At 59.2% G+C, this 19,088-nt stretch carries 17 protein-coding genes; 13 read left to right on the top strand and 4 right to left on the bottom strand.

What is annotated here, in order from left to right; all coding sequences use genetic code 11:
- Nucleotides 1-22: 22 nt before the first annotated feature.
- Entirely contained in the window at nt 23-391 is a 369-nt protein-coding gene (locus tag JN524_RS26190; RefSeq protein ID WP_202371193.1) for a hypothetical protein, read from the bottom strand.
- Between the two features lie 223 nt (nt 392-614).
- Here JN524_RS26190 and JN524_RS26185 point away from each other — a divergent pair, with 223 nt between their 5' ends.
- From JN524_RS26185 to JN524_RS26155, 7 genes are all read left to right on the top strand, one after another.
- Entirely contained in the window at nt 615-1,913 is a 1,299-nt protein-coding gene (locus JN524_RS26185; RefSeq protein WP_027613946.1) for a serine/threonine protein kinase, read from the top strand.
- On the top strand, nt 1,906-2,694 hold the full coding sequence (locus tag JN524_RS26180) for an MlaA family lipoprotein (RefSeq protein ID WP_007969640.1): 789 nt from the start codon (nt 1,906-1,908) through the stop codon (nt 2,692-2,694). The genes JN524_RS26185 and JN524_RS26180 overlap by 8 nt, the downstream gene beginning before the upstream one ends.
- A 595-nt stretch (nt 2,695-3,289) precedes the next feature.
- On the top strand, nt 3,290-4,555 hold the full coding sequence (locus JN524_RS26175) for an MFS transporter (RefSeq protein WP_202371192.1): 1,266 nt from the start codon (nt 3,290-3,292) through the stop codon (nt 4,553-4,555).
- Between the two features lie 115 nt (nt 4,556-4,670).
- On the top strand, nt 4,671-5,873 hold the full coding sequence (locus JN524_RS26170) for a hypothetical protein (protein ID WP_202371191.1): 1,203 nt from the start codon (nt 4,671-4,673) through the stop codon (nt 5,871-5,873).
- A 10-nt stretch (nt 5,874-5,883) separates the two neighbouring features.
- The gene (locus JN524_RS26165) at nt 5,884-7,743 is read left to right on the top strand and encodes an aminotransferase class I/II-fold pyridoxal phosphate-dependent enzyme (protein ID WP_202371190.1); all 1,860 of its coding nucleotides are present in this window, start codon (nt 5,884-5,886) and stop codon (nt 7,741-7,743) included.
- A complete protein-coding gene (locus tag JN524_RS26160) occupies nt 7,730-8,404 on the top strand; it encodes a formyltransferase family protein (RefSeq protein ID WP_202371189.1) in 675 nt (224 codons plus the stop codon). Before JN524_RS26165 ends, JN524_RS26160 begins: the two co-directional genes overlap by 14 nt.
- 72 nt (nt 8,405-8,476) lie before the next feature.
- The gene (locus JN524_RS26155; RefSeq protein ID WP_202371195.1) at nt 8,477-9,301 is read left to right on the top strand and encodes a Cof-type HAD-IIB family hydrolase; all 825 of its coding nucleotides are present in this window, start codon (nt 8,477-8,479) and stop codon (nt 9,299-9,301) included.
- Nucleotides 9,302-9,317: 16 nt separating this feature from the next.
- Here JN524_RS26155 and JN524_RS26150 read toward each other — a convergent pair whose 3' ends face one another.
- Nucleotides 9,318-10,232, bottom strand: coding sequence for a DUF808 domain-containing protein (locus JN524_RS26150; protein ID WP_202371188.1), 915 nt, complete (start codon nt 10,230-10,232; stop codon nt 9,318-9,320).
- A 134-nt stretch (nt 10,233-10,366) separates the two neighbouring features.
- On the opposite strand from JN524_RS26150, the gene JN524_RS26145 reads away from it, so the two are divergent.
- Nucleotides 10,367-10,975 (top strand): TetR/AcrR family transcriptional regulator, encoded by a 609-nt coding sequence (locus tag JN524_RS26145; protein ID WP_034151540.1) that lies wholly within the window; start codon nt 10,367-10,369, stop codon nt 10,973-10,975.
- A gap of 100 nt (nt 10,976-11,075) precedes the next feature.
- On the opposite strand, the gene JN524_RS26140 is transcribed toward JN524_RS26145, so the two are convergent.
- Together JN524_RS26140 and JN524_RS26135 are read right to left on the bottom strand one after the other, a co-directional pair.
- Nucleotides 11,076-11,534: an REP-associated tyrosine transposase gene (locus JN524_RS26140; RefSeq protein ID WP_098968488.1), complete on the bottom strand. Its 459-nt coding sequence runs from the start codon at nt 11,532-11,534 to the stop codon at nt 11,076-11,078.
- 211 nt (nt 11,535-11,745) lie between these two features.
- A complete protein-coding gene (locus JN524_RS26135) occupies nt 11,746-12,186 on the bottom strand; it encodes a GlcG/HbpS family heme-binding protein (RefSeq protein ID WP_145592998.1) in 441 nt (146 codons plus the stop codon).
- A gap of 269 nt (nt 12,187-12,455) precedes the next feature.
- Between JN524_RS26135 and gcl the strand changes: the two genes are divergently transcribed.
- The 5 genes from gcl to pyk all read left to right on the top strand — a co-directional run bounded on the left by gcl (nt 12,456) and on the right by pyk (nt 19,052).
- Nucleotides 12,456-14,231, top strand: coding sequence for a glyoxylate carboligase (gene gcl / locus JN524_RS26130; protein WP_096796234.1), 1,776 nt, complete (start codon nt 12,456-12,458; stop codon nt 14,229-14,231).
- Nucleotides 14,232-14,386: 155 nt separating this feature from the next.
- Nucleotides 14,387-15,169, top strand: coding sequence for a hydroxypyruvate isomerase (gene hyi / locus JN524_RS26125; protein ID WP_139054093.1), 783 nt, complete (start codon nt 14,387-14,389; stop codon nt 15,167-15,169).
- Between the two features lie 132 nt (nt 15,170-15,301).
- Nucleotides 15,302-16,195 (top strand): 2-hydroxy-3-oxopropionate reductase, encoded by an 894-nt coding sequence (locus JN524_RS26120; protein ID WP_003222962.1) that lies wholly within the window; start codon nt 15,302-15,304, stop codon nt 16,193-16,195.
- Between the two features lie 170 nt (nt 16,196-16,365).
- On the top strand, nt 16,366-17,640 hold the full coding sequence (locus JN524_RS26115; RefSeq protein WP_202371187.1) for a glycerate kinase type-2 family protein: 1,275 nt from the start codon (nt 16,366-16,368) through the stop codon (nt 17,638-17,640).
- A complete protein-coding gene (pyk, locus tag JN524_RS26110) occupies nt 17,637-19,052 on the top strand; it encodes a pyruvate kinase (RefSeq protein ID WP_150367866.1) in 1,416 nt (471 codons plus the stop codon). The genes JN524_RS26115 and pyk overlap by 4 nt, the downstream gene beginning before the upstream one ends.
- Nucleotides 19,053-19,088 lie beyond the last annotated feature (36 nt).

Below are 19,088 nucleotides of genomic sequence, written 5' to 3'. Positions count from 1 at the left end.
CGAAGGCCGCGATCTTTTTCTATCAGGCGCTACGAGACGCTCTGACCAACCGCAACCCGCCAATCACCAACGCAAACACCGCCAGAGTCGTGTTGTACAACGCCAGCGCCGGCAACCCGAACACCAACGCCAGCACCGCCAGCCACCACCCTGCCCGCCCCGGCAGCACAAAACCGAGCAGCGCCGCGCCCAGCGCGGTCCAGCCCAGCACTTTGAAGTGAATCATCAGCCCCAGGTTCGAGCGCACCGTGCATTCCCAACGGCTCGCATCATCGACGCAGATGCCGACCCACTGTCCGTCCTCCATGAAGCCATAACGCGCGCCATAACTGGCGGCCAGCCACAGCGGCAACAGCACGAGCAACAGAATCACGGGCAAGCGGCGGGACATGAAACTCTCCAATCAACGAAATCGGCGGCCAGCTTAATCTGCCCGCACGCGTTGGCAAGCACTAACAACTGTTAACTGGTCATCCGCGCCTTGCAAAGTGTATCGTCCAGCTACTATTACTCCGAATTCTGCCTGTTTGGTGCCGAGGCATGGCACTTTGGCGCAAGCCCGGTGGTCATAGCCTGCGAACTTCATTCGGCACCTTCCTTTAAGGGATCCAGTCATGCTCCGTTCCTTGCGCTTCGCCGCGCTGTTCAGCGGCCTTATTCTGAGTGCGTCCGCACTGGCGGTGGATATCGATGCCGCCAGTTATGGCTATCCCCTGACCAACCCGTTCGAGGCGACCATCGCCACCACGCCACCGGACCTGCGCCCGGAGTTGCCGTCGAACGACGAGATCAATCAGTCCGACCACAGCATCACCCTGCGCCCGGAACGGGCCTTCATCCTCCCGGACAATTTCTGGGCGGTGAAAAAACTCACCTACCGCATCGCCGAGCAGGACAAACCGGCGCCGCTGATCTTCCTGATCGCCGGTACCGGCGCGCGCTATGACAGCACGCTCAACGAGTACCTGAAGAAGCTCTACTACAAGGCCGGCTACCACGTTGTGCAGCTGTCGTCGCCCACCAGCTTCGACTTCATCAGCGCCGCTTCACGCTTCGCCACCCCGGGCATCACCAAGGAAGACGCCGAAGACATGTACCGGGTGATGCAGGCCGTGCGTGCGCAGCATCCGAAACTGCCGGTCACCGAGTACTACCTCAGCGGCTACAGCCTCGGCGCGCTGGATGCCGCGTTCGTCGCGCATCTGGACGAGACCCGACGCAGCTTCAACTTCAAGAAAGTCCTGCTGCTCAACCCGCCGGTCAACCTCTACACCTCGATCAGCAACCTCGACAAGCTGGTACAGACCGAGGTGAAGGGCATCAACAACAGCACCACCTTCTATGAACTGGTGCTGAACAAGCTGACCCGCTACTTCCAGCAGAAAGGCTACATCGACCTCAATGACGCCCTGCTCTACGACTTCCAACAGTCGAAGCAGCATCTGACCAACGAGCAGATGGCGATGCTGATCGGCACCTCGTTCCGTTTCTCGGCGGCCGACATTGCCTTCACCTCCGACCTGATCAACCGTCGTGGCCTGATCACCCCGCCGAAATTCCCGATCACCGAAGGCACCAGCCTCACGCCGTTCCTCAAGCGTGCGCTGCAATGCGACTTCGACTGCTACCTGACCGAACAAGTGATTCCAATGTGGCGCGCGCGCACTGACGGCGGCAGCCTGCTGCAACTGATCGATCAGGTCAGCCTGTACGCACTCAAGGATTACCTGCACGACAGCCCGAAAATCGCCGTCATGCACAATGCTGATGACGTGATCCTCGGCCCGGGCGACCTCGGTTTCCTGCGCAAGACCTTTGGCGATCGCCTGACCGTTTACCCACTGGGCGGCCATTGCGGCAACCTTAACTACCGCGTCAACAGCGACGCCATGCTGGAGTTTTTCCGTGGCTAAATATCTCCTGCTGATTGCAGCGCTCCTCAGTGCAGGCGTGGCCCAGGCCGACAACAGCAAAGCCAACGCGCCGGTGGTGGTCGACAGCGACGGCTTCAAGGAGCCGCTGTCCAAACTCAAGTTCAACCCGGGGCTGGACCAGCGTGAGTTCGAGCGCTCGACGCTCAACGCGCTCAACGTCTATGACCCGCTGGAGTCGTGGAACCGCCGCGTCTACCACTTCAACTACCGCTTCGACCAATGGGTGTTCCTGCCGGTGGTCGACGGTTATCGCTACGTGACGCCAAGCTTCCTGCGCACCGGGGTGAGCAACTTCTTCAACAACCTTGGCGACGTGCCGAACCTGGTCAACAGCCTGCTGCAGTTCAAGGGCAAGCGCTCGATGGAAACCACCGCGCGGCTGCTGCTCAACACCACTATCGGCATTGCCGGTCTGTGGGACCCGGCCACCGCCATGGGCCTGCCGCGCCAGAGCGAAGACTTCGGCCAGACCCTGGGCTTCTACGGCGTACCGGGCGGTGCCTACTTCGTCTTGCCGATCCTCGGCCCGTCGAACATTCGCGACACCGCCGGCCTAGCCGTGGACTACACCGCCGAATCGGCGATCAACTACCTGAACGTGTCGGAAGTCAGCTCCAACCACCCGGAAATCTGGGCCCTGCGTGCGGTCGACAAGCGCTACCAGACCAACTTCCGCTACGGCCAGATGAACTCGCCGTTCGAGTACGAGAAAGTGCGTTACGTGTACACCGAGTCGCGCAAGCTGCAGATTGCCGAGTAACCCCTCCCGACCGCTGGCAAGAGTCGACCCCGTCGAGCTTGCCAGCGCGTCTTTCTCCCCGACATTCTTGTCTTATGCCTGCCCTTCCGGGCACACGCGGGTAAAGACTGACGCCGCCACTTCGTCTTTCAGACAGGCCCCGCCGGCTTAACCAACTGGTGAGTCAACGCCGCGAGCAGATTCGAAATCGAACATGAAAATTTAAATGTGAATTTTTTATTAACATTCTGTGACAGCTTATGTAGACTCGCCCCAACACTGCAAAGGATGCAATGACGTGTTCAACGATATTCAAGGAATGATATCGGCTCTCCCTTATCCTCCCTTTCGACGCTGTTCTACCCGATATCTGCAACCCGCAGGTCACGGCAAACTTTACTATTCAAGACTCAGCGAAATTTGCGCATAGCCTGTCGCTCGGCTTATCAGTAATACATCCTTCGATACATTCCATTATGCCGTCCGGATGGCAGGGTGTTTCGTGCACTTTCAATTAGCTGCGGATGAATTACTTCAGCGATCAGCGTCGGCAATGCATTGATCCACCCACTTCAATCTGCACTTGTCGCGGGTTTGAAAAACGGCCGTCATCAACATGCATACTTCATTAAAAACCGGCATCACCCAATATCTGTCCGAGATGCCAATGTTCATCTGGATATTGTTTATCGGCACCTTTGTAACCCGTGCAACTTCAATGATGGTCTGGCCGTTTATCTCGATCGTGCTGTACACCCGGTTTGGTTTCAGTGCGACGTTTATCGGCCTGATCCTGACCCTGTCGATCGCCCTGTCGTCGATAGCGAGTTTTTACAGCGGTTACCTGTCGGACAAAATCGGCCGCTTGAAAATCATCGTGCTGGGCTGCGTCGTGGCGGCAGGTTCTTATCTGCTACTGGGCATCAGCAGCAGCGCCTACGGCTACATTGCCGGAACTCTGCTGGCAAACCTGTCGTGGGCACTGGTCAACAACCCGATCAAAACCATCATCGGCGATGTCATCGAATCTCGACCTCTGGTCGAGCGCGCGATGCATCTACGCTACTTTTTCCTCAACGCCGGTGCGGCGACAGGCCCCTACTTCGGGCTCAAGCTGGGAATCTCCGCCGACTCACTGTCCTTCGTCCTGGTGACCTTGTCCTATGTGCTGCTGCTGGTCGGCGTGGTGATCTTCGGTAAAGGCGTAACCCTCAAGGCGGTCAATACCACCAGTTTCAAAAGCACCATGGGCGTGCTCGCCAGAGACCACCTGTTCCTGGCACTGGTGATCAATAACATCATCATGATGTTCATCTTTGGCAGTTTTGACTCCAGCTTGCCGCAGTTGATGGCCACCCTTGCCTTCGAAGGCTACCTGCCCTTTATCGCCTCGTTGATTGTCTTGCATGCATCAACGATCGTAATACTGCAATTGCCGCTTGCCAGTGCGCTGTCGTCGGTATCGCTGAATACCAAAATCTATCTTGGCTCGGCCCTGTTGATCCTCGGCGAGGCCGGCTTTGCGCTGGCTGCGCACAACTACGACATCAAAGCATTGTGGTATGGCGCTGTATTGCTCATGAGTATCAGCCAGACCCTGCTCTTTCCGTGCATCAACATGTTTGTCGACAGCCTGGCGCCACCTAATCTGCGAGGCGCCTACTTTGGTGCCGCGTCGTTATACAGCATCGGTTTTTCTCTCTCGCCGATTGTCGGTGGACTGTTTATACAGAACCTCAGCGGAACCGCACTTTATATATTCCTGACATTGTCCAGTCTGCTGATGACGCTGATCTTCATGGGGATTTTCCGACAAAGAAAAACCACTGATGAAACAGTTTCCTCAGTAGCCAACATCGAGACTTCACCCACCGCCGGCTGAACACTCGACGCAGAACTTACCAAGTTGCATTGCCGTACACCAATTACGTTGGTGCGGCGCCTCTTTGCCTAAAGAACACCTATTTCTCGAACTTCCCGACTTTCAGGAAAACATCATGAATACGCCGATTTATGACCTCATCCTCTGTGGCGCCGGCCCCGCCAACATCTCGCTGTTGCCTGATCTTATTCAGAATGAACAGATACAGCGCTGCCTGATACTTGAGAAATCCAGCACATTGGGCAGCGGCGAAATCGGTCAATACCGGATCACTGCCAACTCGCTTGGCGGGGTCTTTCTGGAAAAATTCCAGGATCGCACGGACGACTTGAGTCGATTCCTGCAGGGGACGCCAGAATGGGCATATTTCACCGAGCGGCGGAGCGAGGCGGTAGAGCTGCGTCATGTCGGGCGCTTCCTCCAACACATCGGCACCTATGTGGCCCGGCACCAGGCGCTCTACAAGCGCTTCGAAATCTCCACCCAGTCGACCGTCTGCGAAATCCGTCTGACCGCGCAGGGTCATTACTGCGTCAGCTATCTGCTCGATGGTCAGCGCGTACAGGCGTTGTGCAAGAAAATCATCTTCAACATCGGTGGCCGGCTGAATCAAGCCAGCGTGCAACACCCACGACACAACATCAATTCGGACGCGCTGCTCAAGGGCGAACACGACCAGGCGCTGCAAAGTGGCGAATACACCAATCTGGCCATTGTCGGCTCTTCGCACAGCGCCGTTTCCTGCCTGATCCGCCTGGTGGAGCAACTGGATTTCCCAGGCACCATCACCTTGCTGACCAAGCGCGATTTCAGGCTGTTCTTCGACTCCCCCGCCTCCGCGCGCGAGCAGCACTATCCGTTCGTCGATGCCGATATCTGCCAGGCCAGCCAAAGGGTCAATCGTTATTCGGGACTGCGATATGACTCGTTCGAATTCGCTCGCAAGATCAAACAAGGCCTGATCCGCAACCTGAACATCGTTGACATCGCACAGGCCTCTGCCGATCAGGTCCTGAACCTGATCGCGCAATCGGACCTGCTGATCCACAGCACCGGATACAAGGCCGGGCTGGTGCCGATACTGGATGTCGATGGCACGGCGCTGGAGCTGCAACAGGACGATTTCGGATTGCTCACCAATCAGCAACTCAACCCGCTCACCCGCGAAGGTCGAGTACTGGAAAACTTCCATACATTCGGTCTCGGAGCCGGGATCAAGACGGGTGGCGACAGCGGCGGCGAGGAGAGCTTTCACGGCAGGATCGACGGCGTGTGGATGTACCAGCACGTGGTGCCCGGACTCATTTTCGTTAAATAAGGAAATTACAATGAATAATCAGACAGCCATCATTCTTTGCGCCGGGCGCGGAAGCCGCCTGGGCAAGCGCACGCGCCACACGCCCAAGCCCTTGGTGAAGACCAACAATATCGCGTTCATCGATAACGCCCTGAACAACCTCGAAACGCTGGGTATCAAACACGTGGTCGTGGTGATCGGCTATCAGTCGGAGACCATTACCGCGCATCTGCGGGCGATGGACACCGCCATCACCTTCGAATTCGTGAGCAACCCGGACTGGGCCACGACCAACAACATCTACTCGCTGTATCTGGCCCGCGAACACATTACGCAGAACACCCTGATCATCGAGGGTGACATTTATTTCTCGGCCTCCAGCCTGCAACAGTTGCTGCAGCAACCGGGAGATCTGGTCGCGCTGGTGTCGCCGCTTGGCAAAAACATGGAAGGCACTTACGCCGTCCTCGAAGAAAGCCGCCTGCAAGGTTTCGGCTCGACCAAGGACATCGGCCATGAGCCTCGTGACGGGCAATACAAGACCGTCAACCTGTACCAGGTCGGGTCCGCCACGTTCGCCGAGCACATCAAAAAACAACTCGGCAGCAACGTCAGGAAAAACAACCTCAACGCCTACTACGAAGACGTCTTCAAAAAAGCATCGCTTGAGGGCAAGTGGGATATTCAGACCGTCATTGTCCCGGCAACCGAATGGTATGAGGTCGACAACCATTACGACCTGACGATCTGCAACTACATTTCCAGTCGTGACCGCCTCGGTTTCGTCCAGAACCGCCACGGCGGTTACTGGCGCTACCCGATGCTGGATTTCGCCTTGATCTACAACTTCCATTTCCCGCCACAGCAGATGAAAGACAAGATCAAGGACAACTTCGATCACATCTTCCTCAACTACCCCGGCGCCCGACGACTCATCGAGGAGTCACTCTGCGAATTCCTCGGTGTCTCCCCAAGACACCTGTGTGTGGCCAATGGCGCAGCGGAAATCATCAAGCTGCTTCCGTCCGTGTATGCCGGCAGCGCCCTCGTGACCGTGCCGTCCTTCAACGAATACGCCAACGTCTTCGGTGAGCAGCGCGCGCTCTGCCACTACACGCGGGAGGAGGACGACTTCGCTATCGATATCGATGCACTGCTCGCTACCTGCCGGCAACAGCGCCCTGAGGTGGTGATCATCGAATCGCCGAACAACCCGACCGGCGCCCTGACCCCCGCCTCCGCCCTGTCGGCGCTCGCCGTGCAGTTGCTGAAACTGGATATCTCGCTGATCGTCGACGAATCGTTCCTCGATTTCTCCAACCACGCCGACAGCACTTTGCTCAACGTGCTCGACGAACACCCCAACCTGGTGGTGATTCGCAGCATGAGCAAAACCTTCGGTATCGGCGGCATTCGCATCGGCTACCTGGCCAGTGCCAACCAGACCTTGCTGGCGCTGATCAACTCGCTGCTGCCGATCTGGAACATCAACGGTTTTGCCGAGGAGTTCCTGTTGCATCTGCCGCAATACCAGCAGGAATACCTTGCCAGCTGCCAACAAGTCATCAGCGACACTCACGCCTTTCAACTGGCCCTGGACGCGATCGAGGGCATCAGCGGCTTCAAGACCGAAGCAAACTTCATTTACTGCAAGGCTCATTACGCTGACGCCCGGACCATTTCCAGGTTGTTGCTGGACAAGCACCACATGTACATCAAGGAGTGCTCGGGCAAACGCAATACCGACTCCGACAAGTACTTCCGCGTGTCCTGCCGCACGCCTGAGGAAAACGCGCGATTGATCCAGGCCCTGAGCGACGTGATGCAGGACCTGGCAGCCCAGGAAATCACCAGCAGCCACGCACAGGAGAACGCCGTTGAACTCGCCTGAGCAGGTCGTGATTTGCGGCAAGGGCGAACTGGCCATCTTCGCCTGCGAATACTTCAACGCGTCCCCAAAACATACGGTGTCGTACGTGGTTGCCGATCCTTTCGAGCCGGTCAGCACCGAACGGACGCTGATCGAGTATTGCCGGGAGCACGGCATCGAGGTGATCGACAGTGGCCGGATCGAAGACCTGCCAGGTTATGCCGACGGCACCTTCGCCTGCGACCTTTGCCTGGTCATTTTCCACAAACGGATATTGCCCAGACGCTTCATTGACTGCTGCGCGAAAATTATCAACCTGCACCTTTCCTACCTGCCCAAATACCGCGGCGTACGCCCGGTCAACTGGGCCTTGAAGAATGGTGAGCGGATGCATGGCGCAACGCTGCACGAGATCAGCGAGGGCATAGACGAGGGGCCGATCCTCAATCAGGTGGCCTTCTGCATCTACCCTGAGTTCGAGGAAGTGATCGACACCTATACCCGCGCGATGGGATACGCCCGCCAGCTGCTGATGGATACCTTGCCGATGATCGACCGCATTGTTCCGGTCCCGCAGAAGCACACCGAGATGAGCATCTACTACGAAAAGGACAATCACCGGCTGGAAGAACGCATGACCTTCACCAAAGCCCAATCTCTGAAATTGCTCGAACGCCTGTAGCCTTGCGACGCCACTCGATTGTCCGCACAGGCGGCAATCGGGTGGGCAGGCGATCCCTTCCGAGGAGCCATGATGTATTTGCTTATTGCCTCTGACCTGGATGGCACACTGCTGCTGCCAGGCGATACTTTCGGTGCCTTTACCAAAAGCGTGATTCACAGCCTGAACCGCGCAGGTCATCACATCGTGCTGGCGACGGGTCGGCATCAGACGGACGTCGAGTCGTTGCTCGACAGTCATTCCCCGCCGGTGCACCTGATCACCGCCAATGGCGCACGCATTTCCAGCGCCTGCGGCGGGCTTTCACTGAGCACGGAATTATCGCCCGCCGTTGTCCAGACATTGCTCGAAGAAGCCCGAGCCGACGCCGATCTGACCATCAACCTTTACTGCCGATCCGGCTGGCTGATCAGTCGAGAAGACGAAAACCTGAAGGACTTCAGTCAGAACCCGGACTTCCAGCCGACACTCTGCGCGGCCGAGAATCTGCCGCTGCAGGCTGTGCAGAAAGTATTTTTCTTTCAGCGCAGCAAGGATCATGAGGCGCTGGTCAGGCTGCAGGCGCGGCTGGAACAACAGCTGGGCGATCAGATTGGCACGGTATTCACCTTTCCATGGTGCCTGGAGGTCATGGCCAGAGACGTCTCCAAGGGCAATGCCCTGAAGCAACTGGCCGAATTCCTCAACGTGCCCATTCAGGCCTGCATCGCTTTTGGTGACGCCATGAACGACGCCGACATGTTGGCCGGTGTCGGCAAAGGCGTGCTCATGGGCAACGCACATGCGGAGTTGATACAGGCACTGCCCGAAGCGGAGATCATCGGCCGACACACCGATGAAGCCGTTGCGCACTACCTGTCCAGGCACCTGCTGAAGAGCGCCGATCGCCCGGCATGAACACCTGCGGGCGTCATTACGCCCGCACGGCCTTCCACAACTTGCCAATCAGGCTCACCGCGAGCAACACCACGCCCCCGGCAATAATCCCGGCCACACCATTGAGCAGCACCGGCACTGCGAACCCGGCGCTACCCGCCGCTGCGCCGACGCTTTCGATCCAGTGATGCGCCAGCGGAATGCCGTGGGTGAGGATACCGCCGCCCACCAGGAACATCGCCGCCGTGCCGATCACCGACAGGCCCTTCATCATGTACGGCGCGGCGCGCAGGATCGCGTTGCCAATGCTTTTTGCTGCCGAAGCGGATTTCTGCGTCAGCCACAGGCCGAGGTCGTCGAGTTTGACGATGCCGGCCACCAGACCATAAACACCGACGGTCATGACGATGGCGATGCCGGACATCACGATCACTTGCTGGGTCAGCGAAGCGTCGGCCACGGTGCCGAGGGTGATGGCGATGATTTCCGCCGAGAGGATGAAGTCGGTGCGGATCGCGCCTTTGATCTTGTCTTTCTCGTAAGCCACCAGATCGGTGGTCGGCTCGGCCACTGCCGCGCTCAGTTGCGCGTGATTGGCATCATCTTCGGTCGTGCTGTGCAGGAACTTGTGCGCGAGTTTCTCGAAGCCTTCAAAACACAGATAGGCGCCGCCGACCATCAACAGCGGCGTCACCAACCACGGCACAAATGCACTGATCGCCAGGGCCGAGGGCACCAGGATCAGCTTGTTGAGGAACGAGCCCTTGGCGACCGCCCAGACCACCGGAATTTCCCGCTCGGCGCGCACGCCGGAGACTTGCTGGGCATTGAGCGCCAAGTCATCGCCGAGTACACCGGCAGTCTTCTTCGCGGCCATTTTGCTCATCAACGCCACATCATCCAGAACGGTGGCAATATCGTCGATCAGCACCAGCAAACTGCTTCCTGCCATGAATCTTGTTTCCTTATGTGAATAATGCCGCGCAGCATACCGCGACTGCGGGCCACACGGGGCATTCTTGAGCCATGCGCGAGGCCGGTGCTACCATGCGCAACCGCCAGAACAGGCAAGGAACCACCGGGTTTATGAGCACAATCCGCGAGCGCAACAAAGAACTGATCCTGCGTGCCGCCAGTGAGGAGTTTGCTGACAAGGGCTTCGCTGCGACCAAAACCAGCGACATCGCCGCCAAGGCGGGATTGCCCAAGCCCAACGTCTACTACTACTTCAAATCCAAGGAAAACCTCTACCGCGAGGTTCTGGAAAGCATCATCGTGCCGATCCTGCAGGCCTCGACCCCGTTCAACCCGGACGGTGTACCGAGCGAAGTGCTCAGCGGCTACATCCGCTCGAAGATCCGCATCTCCCGCGACCTGCCGTTCGCCTCCAAGGTGTTCGCCAGCGAAATCATGCACGGCGCCCCGCACCTGAGCGCCGACCTGGTCGAGCAGCTCAACAGCCAGGCCAAGCACAACATCGACTGCATCCAGAGCTGGATCGACCGAGGCCAGATCGCCCCGATCGACCCCAACCACCTGATGTTCAGCATCTGGGCCGCAACCCAGACCTACGCCGATTTCGACTGGCAAATTTCTGCGGTGACGGGAAAGGACAAGCTGGATGAGGCGGATTACGAGGCGGCGGCGCAGACGATTATCCGGTTGGTGTTGAAAGGGTGTGAGCCGGATCAGTGAGACCGCGCTGACGCCATCGCGAGCAGGCTCACTCCTACAGGGAAACGCATTCCAAATGTAGGAGTGAGCCTGCTCGCGATCGAGGCGACACGGTTTCGGCTCAAACCCAGATCGCATCCCACAGCGGATAGTCGCCAAGCCTCTCCACCAGTCCAGCCCGCAATGGGTTGGCGACGACATACCTTGCCATCTTCACTAAATCCTCCTCCCGCCGCAGTGCCCGGTCATGAAACCCTCTTTGCCAGAGGCCAACATTTCTACCGGTAGCCTGATTCACCGCTTTGGTACTTAGCGACTTGGTCTTTTGCATCAGTTCGCTCAAAGACCCGCTCTGCAATTCGATTAACCAATGAAAATGATCTGGCATTACCACCCACGCCAGTGAGTTCGCCAAGCCGAGATCTTGTGCACGCCGAAATTGATGAACCACCAATCGGCCCAAAGCAAAATCGGCAAAGATCGGTTTGCGATCAAGAGTGTTGGTCGTCAGTAGGTAGATTCGATTGGGCTCGGCATAGCGACCGGCTCGCAATCGGTGTGCAGCGGGTAGATCAGGCATTCCTTTGCCTCCCATGATCAGCTCATGAGAAGACTAGTTCTGCGTGCTCAAGTTGATGGGACAGACTGTTGGCTGGATGTTTCTGGGAGAGAGCTATCGCGAGCAGGCTCACTCCTACAGGGGTTTGTGGCGTTCAGACATTTTGTGTCCAACCAAGATCCCTTGTAGGAGTGAGCCTGCTCGCGATAGCGGTTAATCAATCAACGCAGATTCAAGCCGCCACCCCCGCATCCGCCCTCAAATCCAGCGCCTCCACCGCTTTGATCGCCACCTGCTCATCAATATCCGACAGATCGCCGCTGATCCCGATCGCCCCCAGCACATTCCCCGCCTGATCACGGATCAACACCCCGCCCGGAGCGGGGACGACGCTGCCCTGGCCCATGCTGTTGAGTGCGGCGATGAAGGCCGGGCGTTGTTGGGCGTCCAGCGCCAGCAGGCGTGAGCCCTTGCCCAGGGCGATGGCGCCCCAGGCTTTGCCGATGGCGATGTTCGGGCGCAGCAGGCTGGCGCCGTCTTCGCGTTGCAGGGTGATCAGGTGGCCGCCGGTATCGAGTACCGCGATGGTCAGTGGCGCGGCGTTGATCCCGCGCCCCACACTGATGGCTTCGTTGACCAGGTTGACTGCGACTTTCAAGGTTAAAGCGCTCATGGTGCCGTCCTCATTTTGTTATTGGGAAAGTCGTGGGGCTGCGCTCAAGTGCCGCAGCCCGATGCCACAAATAGAACACAATGAATTATTTTTTTGTATACAATAATTCTCGAAAAGCGCCACATGCGACGAAAAGCCACAGCAGAACCGGGCTGGCGACGAATGAAACAGGCGCTTGAGAAAATGGATTGACCTGCGCCGTCCGCCGTGAATACACTCTGCGCAAAGCCACTTGTATACAATTACAAAACGTAAAGAGGCACAAAACCATGAGCAAAATGAGAGCAATCGAAGCCGCCGTTCTGGTGATGCGCCGTGAAGGGGTTGATACCGCTTTTGGCATTCCGGGTGCTGCGATCAACCCGCTGTACTCCGCCCTGCAGAAAGTCGGTGGCATCGATCACGTCCTCGCTCGCCACGTCGAAGGCGCGTCACACATGGCCGAGGGTTACACCCGCACCAAGGCCGGCAACATCGGCGTGTGCATCGGTACGTCCGGCCCTGCCGGTACCGACATGGTCACCGGGCTCTACAGCGCCTCGGCCGACTCGATTCCGATCCTCTGCATCACCGGCCAGGCACCCCGCGCCCGTATGCACAAGGAAGACTTCCAGGCGGTCGACATCACCAGCATCGTCAAACCCGTCACCAAGTGGGCGACCACGGTTCTGGAGCCGGGCCAGGTGCCTTACGCGTTCCAGAAAGCCTTCTACGAAATGCGCTCCGGCCGCCCGGGCCCGGTGCTGATCGACCTGCCGTTCGACGTGCAGATGGCTGAAATCGAATTCGACATCGACGCTTACCAGCCACTGCCGCTGGCCAAGCCGACCGCGACCCGCGTTCAAGTCGAAAAGGCGCTGGCTTTGCTGGATCAGGCCGAGCGCCCATTGCTGGTGGCCGGTGGCGGCATCATCAACGCCGATGCCAGCGATCTGCTGGTGGAGTTCGCCGAGCTGACCGGCATTCCGGTGATCCCGACCCTGATGGGCTGGGGCACCATCCCTGACGATCACCCGCTGATGGTCGGCATGGTCGGTCTGCAGACGTCGCACCGTTACGGCAACGCCACGCTGCTGAAATCCGACGTGGTGCTGGGTATCGGCAACCGTTGGGCCAACCGTCACACCGGTTCGGTCGACGTCTACACCGAAGGTCGCAAGTTCATTCACGTCGACATCGAAGGCACACAGATCGGCCGTGTATTCACCCCGGACCTGGGCATCGTTTCCGACGCTGCTGCCGCGCTGACCGTGTTCATCGAAGTCGCCCGTGAATGGCAAGCCGCCGGCAAGCTGAAAAACCGTAGCGCCTGGCTGCAGGATTGCCAGCAGCGCAAGGCCAGCCTGCACCGCAAGACTCACTTCGACAACGTGCCGGTCAAGCCGCAGCGCGTTTACGAAGAAATGAACCAGGTGTTCGGCAAAGACACCTGCTATGTCAGCACCATTGGTCTGTCGCAGATTGCCGGTGCGCAGTTCCTGCACGTCTACAAGCCGCGTCACTGGATCAACTGCGGTCAGGCCGGCCCGTTGGGCTGGACCATTCCGGCAGCGCTGGGCGTGGTCAAGGCCGATCCGAGCCGGAAAGTCGTGGCCCTGTCAGGGGACTATGACTTCCAGTTCATGATCGAGGAGCTGGCGGTCGGCGCTCAGTTCAAACTGCCTTACATCCATGTCGTGGTGAACAACTCGTACCTGGGGCTGATCCGTCAGGCCCAGCGCGGGTTCGAAATGGACTATTGCGTGCAGCTGTCCTTCGATAACCTGAACGCGCCGGAACTCAACGGTTACGGTGTCGACCACATCGCAGTCGCCGAAGGCCTCGGCTGTAAAGCCCTGCGGGTGTTCGAACCATCGGAAATCGCCCCTGCCCTGCGCAAGGCCGAACAGATGATCGAAGAGTTCAAGGTACCGGTGATTGTCGAGATCATCCTGGAGCGTGTGACCAACATCTCCATGGGGACCGAGATCAACGCCGTCAACGAATTCGAAGACCTGGCGCTGGTCGGCAACGACGCGCCAACGGCGATTTCGTTGCTCGACTGATCTGCCAGGATTTGATGGCCGCGGTTACTCCCCTGTAGGAGCTGCCGCAGGCTGCGATCTTTTGATCTTGTATTTCAGGATCAGGATCAAAAGATCGCAGCCTGCGGCAGCTCCTACACAGGGCCATCATCATTAATTCGCAACAGGAGACCACCATGCCGCGTTTCGCTGCCAACCTGTCCATGCTGTTCACCGAACAGGATTTCCTTGCCCGTTTCGACGCCGCCGCCAAGGCCGGCTTCAGTGGTGTGGAATACCTGTTCCCGTACGACTTCAGCTCCGCCGAAATCAAGGCAAAGCTCGATGCCAACGGTCTGACCCAAGTGCTGTTCAACCTGCCGGCCGGCGACTGGGCCAAGGGCGAGCGCGGTATCGCGTGTCTGCCGGATCGGGTTGAAGAGTTCCGCGCCGGGGTCGATCTGGCGATTGCCTACGCGCAAGTGCTGGGCAACACCCAGGTCAACTGCCTGGCCGGTATCCGTCCGCAAGGCATTGATGACGCAACCGTCGAGAAGACCTTCGTCGCCAACCTCAAATACGCGGCCGACAAGCTGCAGGCGGCGGGCATCAAACTGGTGATGGAAGCGATCAACACCCGCGACATCCCGGGTTTCTACCTGAACAACACGGCGCAAGCCCTGTCGATTCGCGAGCAGGTCGGCAGTGCCAATCTGTTCCTGCAATACGACATCTACCACATGCAAATCATGGAAGGCGATCTGGCTCGCACCCTGCAATCGCACCTGGGCGAGATCAACCACGTGCAGCTCGCGGACAACCCGGGGCGCAACGAGCCGGGCACCGGTGAGATCAACTACCGCTTCCTGTTCGAACACCTGGATCGCATCGGTTATCAGGGATGGGTAGGTTGCGAGTACAAGCCGCTGACCACCACTGAAGCAGGCCTCGGCTGGCTCAAAACTCATAACGCAATCTGACCGAACACGGTCATCACTGTAGGAGCTGCCGAAGGCTGCGATCTTTTGACTTTGCTTTTCAAGATCAAGATCAAAAGATCGCAGGCTTCGACAGCTCCTACAGGGAGCCACACAAAACAAGAGGATTTTCTCATGGCTAAAATCGGATTTATCGGCACCGGCATCATGGGCCACCCAATGGCTTCGAACCTGCAGAAAGCCGGTCACAGCCTGTTCCTGTCGGCGCACCACGACGCCGCTCCAGCCGACCTGGTGGCCGCTGGCGCCGTCGCCCTGGCCAACCCGCGCGAAGTGGCGCAGGAAGCCGAATTCATCATCGTCATGGTGCCGGATACCCCGCAGGTCGACGACGTACTGTTCCGCGCCGACGGCGTCGCTGCCGGCATCGGCAAGGGCAAAGTAGTGATCGACATGAGCTCGATCTCGCCGACCGCCACCAAGGCCTTCGCCAAGAAGATCAACGAGAAAGGTGCGCAGTACCTCGACGCGCCAGTGTCCGGCGGTGAAGTCGGCGCCAAGGCTGCGACCCTGAGCATCATGGTCGGTGGCGATGCCGATGCCTTCGAACGCGCCCTGCCGCTGTTCCAGGCCATGGGCAAGAACATCACTCTGGTCGGTGGCAACGGCGACGGTCAGACCGCCAAAGTGGCGAACCAGATCATCGTCGCGCTGAACATTCAGGCCGTGGCTGAAGCCCTGCTGTTCGCTTCGAAAAACGGTGCTGATCCAGCCAAGGTGCGTGAAGCGCTGATGGGCGGTTTCGCTTCGTCGAAGATCCTCGAAGTGCACGGCGAGCGCATGATCAAGGGCACTTTCGATCCAGGCTTCCGCATCAGCCTGCACCAGAAGGACCTGAACCTGGCCCTGCAAGGCGCCAAGGAGCTGAACATCAATCTGCCGAACACCGCCAACGCCCAGCAAGTGTTCAGCACCTGCGCGGCCATCGGTGGCAGCAACTGGGACCACTCGGCGCTGATCAAGGGTCTGGAACACATGGCCAACTTCTCGATTCGCGACAAAAAATAATCTGCGCCTCTGGCTCGCTCCCTGTGGGAGCGGGCTTGCCCGCGATGGCATCGACTCGGTTTTTCTGAAGGACCGCAGCGCCTGAATCGCTGGCAAGCCAGCTCCCACAGGGACCGGGTCGCTGCACCGTTGTCGCTCCACTCCAATAACAAGAATTCCGGGAGCCCGCCATGTCGGTCGATCCGCAACAACTGCTGCGCGAGCTGTTTGCCACAGCCATCGACGCGGCCCATCCGAACCAAGTCCTCGAAGCCCATCTGCCTGCCGATCGCACGGGTCGGGTGATCGTCATCGGTGCCGGCAAAGCCGCAGCTGCCATGGCGCAGGTGGTCGAGCGCTGCTGGCAGGGTGAAGTATCCGGTCTGGTGGTGACCCGATACGGTCACGGCGCTCCGTGCGAAAAAATCGAAGTGGTCGAAGCCGCGCACCCGGTGCCGGACGCTGCCGGCCTGGCCGTGGCCAAACGCGTGCTGGAACTGGTCAGCAACCTGAGCGAAGACGACCGCGTGATCTTCCTGCTGTCTGGCGGCGGCTCTGCCCTCCTCGCCCTGCCGGCCGAAGGCATCACCCTGGCCGACAAGCAGTCGATCAACAAAGCCCTGCTTAAATCCGGCGCGACCATCGGCGAGATGAACTGCGTGCGCAAGCACCTCTCGGCGATCAAGGGCGGCCGCCTCGGCAAGGCTTGCTGGCCTGCCACCGTCTACACCTACGCAATTTCCGATGTACCGGGCGACCTCGCCACGGTCATCGCCTCCGGCCCGACCGTGGCCGACCCGAGCACTTCGGCCGAAGCGCTGGCGATCCTCAAGCGCTACAACATTGAAGTCCCGGCGTCGGTGCGCAACTGGCTGCAAAGCGCGGAATCGGAAACGGTCAAACCCGGTGATCCGAGCCTCGCTCGCAGCCATTTCCAGTTGATCGCCCGCCCGCAGCAATCGCTGGATGCCGCGGCGGTGAAATGTCGTCAGGCCGGTTTCAGCACACTGATCCTTGGCGACCTGGAAGGTGAGTCACGTGAAGTGGCGAAGGTCCACGCCGGCATCGCTCGGCAGATCATCAATCATGGCCAGCCACTCGCTGCGCCGTGCGTGATTCTGTCCGGCGGCGAAACTACCGTGACCGTGCGCGGCAATGGTCGTGGCGGACGCAACGCCGAATTCCTCTTGAGCCTCACCGACAGCCTCAAGGGCCAACCCGGCGTCTACGCGCTGGCCGGCGACACCGACGGCATCGACGGTTCGGAAGACAACGCCGGCGCGATCATGACCCCGGACAGCTACGCCCGCGCCGCCGCCCTCGGTTTGAGCGCCAGCGACGAGCTGGATAACAACAACGGTTACGGCTACTTCGAGGCGCTCGATGCGCTGATCGTCACCGAGCCGACCCGCACCAACGTCAACGACTTCCGCGCCATCCTGATCCTTGAGAACTGCAAATCATGACGCCTGATAAAAAGGTCAAAATCCTCGCCACCCTCGGGCCTGCCGTCGATGGCATCGAAGATATCCGTGAACTGGTCGAGGCCGGGGTCAATATCTTCCGCCTGAACTTCAGCCACGGCGATCACGCCGACCACGCCAAGCGCTATCAGTGGATCCGCGAAGTCGAGCGCCAGCTCAACTATCCGCTGGGCATTCTGATGGATTTGCAGGGGCCGAAACTGCGCGTCGGCAAGTTCGCCGACGGCAAGGTGCAGCTGCATCGCGGTCAGGCGTTCCGCCTCGATCTGGACGCTACGCCGGGCGATGAACGCCGGGTGAACCTGCCGCATCCGGAGATCATCGCCGCGCTGGAAGCCGGCATGGATCTGCTGCTGGATGACGGCAAACTGCGCCTGCGCGTGGTCAGCAAATACTCCGACGCGATCGACACCACCGTGCTCAACGGCGGCGAACTGTCCGACCGCAAAGGGGTGAACGTGCCGCAAGCGGTACTTGAACTGAGCCCGCTGACCGCCAAGGATCGCCGCGACCTGAGCTTCGGTCTGGAGCTGGGCGTGGACTGGGTGGCGCTGTCGTTCGTGCAGCGTCCGCAGGACATTCTCGAAGCCCGCGAACTGATCGGCGACAAGGCCTTTCTGATGGCGAAAATCGAGAAGCCGTCAGCAGTTGAACAACTGCGCGAAATCGCCGAACTGAGCGACGCGATCATGGTGGCGCGCGGTGACCTCGGTGTCGAAGTGCCGGCGGAAAGCGTGCCGCAGATCCAGAAGAACATCATCAGCACCTGCCGCGAACTCGGCAAACCGGTGGTGGTGGCGACGCAGATGCTTGAGTCGATGCGCTTCTCTCCGGCGCCGACCCGCGCTGAAGTCACTGACGTGGCCAACGCTGTGGCCGAAGGTGCGGATGCGGTGATGCTTTCGGCGGAAACCGCATCCGGTGAATACCCGCTGGAAGCGGTGCAGATGATGAGCAAGATCATTCGTCAGGTTGAGAACGGTCCGGACTATCAGACGCAGCTCGACGTCAGCCGACCGAAAGCCGAAGCGACGGTGTCCGATGCGATCAGTTGCGCGATCCGCCGCATCAGCAACGTGCTGCCTGTGGCGGTGCTGGTCAACTACAGCGAATCCGGCGCCTCGACATTACGTGCCGCGCGGGAACGGCCGAAAGCACCGATCCTCAACCTGACGCCGAACCTGCAGACCGCGCGGCGTTTGAGCGTGGCGTGGGGCATTCATTCGGTGGTCAACGATCGCCTGCGTCAGGTCGATGAAGTGTGTTCGACCGCGCTGGAAATCGCTCAGGCGCAAGGCATGGCCGAGCGTGGCGATACGTTGCTGATCACCGCCGGTGTGCCGTTCGGGCAGCCGGGATCGACCAACTCGCTGCGGATCGAAACATTGATCTGACGATTGCGACTGAACCCTGTGGTGAGGGGATTCATC

The sequence above is a fragment of the Pseudomonas sp. MWU318 genome, assembly GCF_016756945.1.
GTDB lineage: Bacteria > Pseudomonadota > Gammaproteobacteria > Pseudomonadales > Pseudomonadaceae > Aquipseudomonas > Aquipseudomonas putida_A.
Note: the sequence above shows the minus strand (reverse complement) of the source record. Positions and strands in the feature narration are given on the sequence as shown.